Source organism: Oerskovia sp. NPDC056781, from assembly GCF_042789955.1.
GTDB classification, from domain to species: Bacteria; Actinomycetota; Actinomycetes; order Actinomycetales; family Cellulomonadaceae; genus Oerskovia; species Oerskovia rustica.
Genome location: NZ_JBHUAD010000295.1, coordinates 1 through 4,136 on the forward strand (window position 1 = coordinate 1; position 4,136 = coordinate 4,136).

3 protein-coding genes are annotated in these 4,136 nt (G+C 73.7%); 2 read left to right on the forward strand and 1 reads right to left on the reverse strand.

Features of this window, described 5'->3' with window-relative positions; all coding sequences use genetic code 11:
* Positions 1-478: PTS glucose transporter subunit IIA (locus ACFRCR_RS17355; RefSeq protein WP_377679273.1), on the forward strand; the 478-nt coding region annotated here is incomplete at its 5' end.
* Between the two features lie 22 nt (positions 479-500).
* Here ACFRCR_RS17355 and ACFRCR_RS17360 read toward each other — a convergent pair.
* Complete coding sequence (locus tag ACFRCR_RS17360; protein WP_377679275.1) at positions 501-1,697, reverse strand: mechanosensitive ion channel family protein; 1,197 nt, start codon at positions 1,695-1,697, stop codon at positions 501-503.
* A 217-nt stretch (positions 1,698-1,914) separates the two neighbouring features.
* Between ACFRCR_RS17360 and malQ the strand changes: the two genes are divergently transcribed.
* The gene (gene malQ / locus ACFRCR_RS17365; protein WP_377679276.1) at positions 1,915-4,104 is read left to right on the forward strand and encodes a 4-alpha-glucanotransferase; all 2,190 of its coding nucleotides are present in this window, start codon (positions 1,915-1,917) and stop codon (positions 4,102-4,104) included.
* The last annotated feature ends 32 nt before the right edge of the window (positions 4,105-4,136 follow it).

A 4,136-nucleotide genomic window follows, 5' to 3' on the forward strand; every position in this document is an offset into this window, starting at 1 on the left:
GTCCACGGACGAGCCGGTCCTGCGCGTCGGAGCACCGTTGAGCGGAACGGTCGTGGCGCTGCGAGACGTCCCCGACCCCGTGTTCGCGCAGGCGTTCGCGGGGCCGGGTCTCGCGATCGAGCCGTCGGTGGACGGCGACGGGATCTCGACGGTCGTGGCCCCCGCGGCGGGCACGGTCGGTTCCCTGTTCCCGCACGCCTTCGCGCTCGAGGCGACCGGTGGGCGCACCGTCCTGGTCCACCTGGGCATCGACACGGTGCGGCTCGGCGGAGAGGGTTTCCAGCTCCACGTCGAGCCGGGAGACCGCGTCGAGGCGGGCGCGACCCTGCTGTCCTGGGAGCCCCCGCGCGTGGCTGCGCTCGGGCTGGCGACCGTGTGCTCGGTCATCGCGCTCCAGGGCGACCCGTCCCTCCTGACGTTCCTCGTCCCCCCGGGCGGGACCGTCCGGGCCGGCGAGCCTCTCCTCGCTTGGGACTGAGCACCGGCCCGCTACCGGTCCGCTACCGGTCCGGCTGCGCCGGGTCGTCGGGCAGCGCGTCGCGCGTCTGCAGCGAGTCCTTGGCCTGCACCTCGTCCTTCGGCGCCACGGCGTCCCGCGCCTGCCGGGCGTCGGGGTTCTGCGCGGTGTCATGGTTGTGCACCGCGTCCCGGGCGGGAGCCGTGCCGTGGGCGGGCGCCTGGGTCGACACCTGGGTCGACACCTGGGGCAGCACCGGTGCCGGTACGTCCTGCGGCGTCTCCTCGAGGGCACCGGGCGGCTCGGCGCCGGCCAGCGGCACGTGAGCCGCGGCGAGGCGCTCGCGGACGGTCGTGCGCAGCGCCCGCGAGATCTCGCCCTGCATCGAGGCCTGGGTCTTGACCGAGACCTTGAGGACCATCTCCTCCGGGGTCATCGACTCGATGCCCGACACGGCCGGCTGCTCCAGGAGATAGGTGCCCAGGACGGGGTCCGCGGCGACCGCCTCGCCGGCCTCGCGCAGGACCCGCTCGACCTGGTCGAGGTCCGCGAAGTACGCGACGTGCACCTCGGCCGAGGCGCGGCCCCACTCCTGCGACTTGTTGCCCGTGCGCAGGATCTCGCCGTTGCGGATGTACCAGAGGGTGCCGTCGCCGTCGCGGACCTTCGTGACGCGCAGCGCGACCTCCTCGACCGTCCCGGCCACGACCCCGAAGTCGACCGAGTCGCCCACGCCGTACTGGTCCTCGAGCAGCATGAACGTGCCCGACAGGAAGTCCTTGACGAGGCTCTGCGCGCCGAAGCCCAGCGCGACGCCCACGATCCCCGCCGACGCGAGGAACGGCGCGATGTTCATGCCCAGCTCGGTGAGCACCATGAGGACGATCGTCGAGCCGAACAGGATGTTCGCGGTCGAGCGCAGGACCGAGCCGATCGTGCGGGCACGCTGGGCGCGGCGTGCGCTCGCGAGCGGGTTGGCGCGCAGCAGGACGTTGCCCACGGGTGACTCCGTGAGGCCCTTGAGGCCCTTCATGCCGCGCCGCTCGGTGATCGGGGTGCCGTCGGCGATGTGCTCGGTCACGCGGCGGATGATGCGGCGGATCACGGCCAGCAGGACCGAGCCGATCACGACGATGAGGATGATCCGCAGCGGGGTGCCGAGGAACCACTCGAGCCAGACGTTGGCCTGTCCGGCGATCTGGTCGCCGATGTCGGTGGGGGACGGGGACGGGGAAGCCATCCCGGCAGGCTACCTGCCGCAGCACGAGGCCCGACGGCGTCCGGCGCCCCACGTGACGAGCCTCACCGGGAGCGGGCGGACGGGTCCTGCGGAGGGCCTGTGAGGAGGGTGCGCGGGCGGTGTGCGCACGTGCCCGAGGGGCTGAACCTGGCGACGGCCCGCGCCACACCGGGCCCAAGGTCTGCCGTCGCCCCCGCGCTCTGGCAGGATCACCCTCGTGAGCGTTCCACAACATGTCACGGCCGACGTGCCCGAACCGCTGGTCCAGCTGGCCGCGGCCCATGGCGTCGCGCCCGACTTCTGGGGCTTCGACGGCACGCAGCGCCAGGTGAGCGCGCAGACCCTCGTCGCGGTGCTCGAGGCGCTGGGCGTGCCCGCGTCGTCCCCCGAGAAGGTCGCCGTGAGCCTCGAGCACTCGGTCGACGACGAGTGGCGGCAGATGCTGCCCCCGACCGTCGTGGTGCGCCAGGGCGACGAGCTGAGGTTCCCCGTGCACGTCGCCGACGGTGCGCCCGTCGAGGTGTGGGCAGAGCTCGAGCCGATCGAGCAGCCCGGGTACCGGTCGACAGCGCCCGCGGTGCGCGAACGCCGCGCCCTGACCCAGGTCGACGCCTACGTCGAGCCCCGCACGGTCGACGGCCGGGCGATCGGGCGGGCGACCTTCGCCGTCCCGGCGGACCTGCCGCTGGGCTGGCACGAGATCCACGCCACGAGCGAGGGCACGCAGGCTCGGGCCACGCTGGTCGTGACGCCGCAGCGGCTCGAGCTGCCCGAGGCCGTGCGCGAGGGGCGGGCGTGGGGACTCATGACCCAGCTCTACTCGGTGCGGTCCAGGGCGTCCTGGGGCGTGGGGGACCTGGCGGACCTCGCCGACCTCGCGTGGCTGGGAGCGCACCGGGCGGGGGCCGACTTCGTGCTCGTCAACCCGCTCGCCGCGGCCGAGCCCCGCACCCCCATGACCCCCTCCCCGTACCTGCCCACGAGCAGGCGCTTCGTGAACCCGCTGTACATCCGCGTCGAGGACGTGCGCGAGACGGGCTACCTCTCGGCGGCGGACCGTTCGCTCGTCGAGTGGGCTTTCGACCCGATCCGGGACCTGAGCTCCGACGCCGGCCCGATCGACCGGGACGCGGCGTGGGAGGCCAAGAAGGCCGCGCTCGAGGTCGTCTTCGCAGCGCCGCGGTCGACCGCGCGACAGGCCGCGTTCGACGCCTTCCGGGCCGAGCAGGGCAAGGGGCTCGAGGACTTCGCGACATGGTGCATGCTCGCCGACCACTTCGGCGACCGCGACTGGCCCCCGCAGGCGCTCGACCCCTCGTCGCCCGCGGTCGCGGCCCTGCGCGAGCAGCTCGACGACCAGGTCGAGTTCTACTGCTGGCTCCAGTGGGTCGCGGACGAGCAGCTCGAGGTCGCGCAGCGCACGGCCCTGGACGCCGGGATGTCGATCGGGATCATGCACGACCTCGCGGTGGGAGTGCACCCGCACGGGGCCGACGCGTGGGCGCACCAGGACGTCCTCGCGGGCGGGGTGACTGTCGGCGCACCGCCGGACATGTACAACCAGCAGGGCCAGAACTGGTCGCAGCCGCCGTGGGACCCGCGCGCCCTGGCCCGCGCCGGGTACGCGCCCTTCCGCGACCTGCTGCGCACGGTGCTGCGCCACGCGGGCGCGATCCGGGTCGACCACGTCATCGGCCTGTTCCGGCTCTGGTGGATACCGGGTGCGGCGCGCGCCGACGCCGGGGCCTACGTCCGCTACGACCACGAGGCGCTCGTGGGCATCCTGTGCCTCGAGGCCCAGCGCGCCGGGGCCATGGTCATCGGCGAGGACCTCGGGGTCTACGAGCCCTGGGTCCGTGACTACCTCGCCGAGCGGGGCGTCCTCGGGACCTCGGTCCTGTGGTTCGAGAAGGGCGAGGGCGGGCGTCCGCTGGCGCCCGAGGCGTACCGCCGGCTCGCGCTGGCCACGGTCACGACGCACGACCTGCCGCCGACCGCGGGCTATCTCGCGGGCGAGCACGTCGACCTGCGCGAACGCCTGGGCCTGCTCACCGAGCCGGCCGCCCAGGTCCGCCAGGTGGCACGCGCGGAACGGGACGGCATGGTGGCCTTCCTCGCCGAGCGCGGGCTGATCGGTGACGACCCGTCCGAGCGCGAGCTCGTCGAGGCGCTGCACGTCCTGATCGCCCAGACGCCCGCGGCCCTGATCGGTGTCTCGCTCGCCGACGCCGTCGGGGAGCGTCGCACGCAGAACCAGCCCGGGACGGACCGGGAGTACCCCAACTGGAAGGTCCCGCTGGGCGACTCGTCGGGCAACGTGGTGCTGCTCGAGGACCTGTTCGACAACGCCCGGCTGCTCTCGCTCGCGAAGGTCATGCGGGAGTCGTTGTCTTCTCCGCCGAGGTAGACCCGTGTGCGCGAGGTAGACCCTCCGGGGGG

What these genes read in the sequence shown, in the direction of transcription:
- ACFRCR_RS17360 (WP_377679275.1), bottom strand. Translation starts at nt 1,697, where the DNA reads ATGGCTTCCCCGTCCCCGTCCCCCACCGACATCGGCGACCAGATCGCC.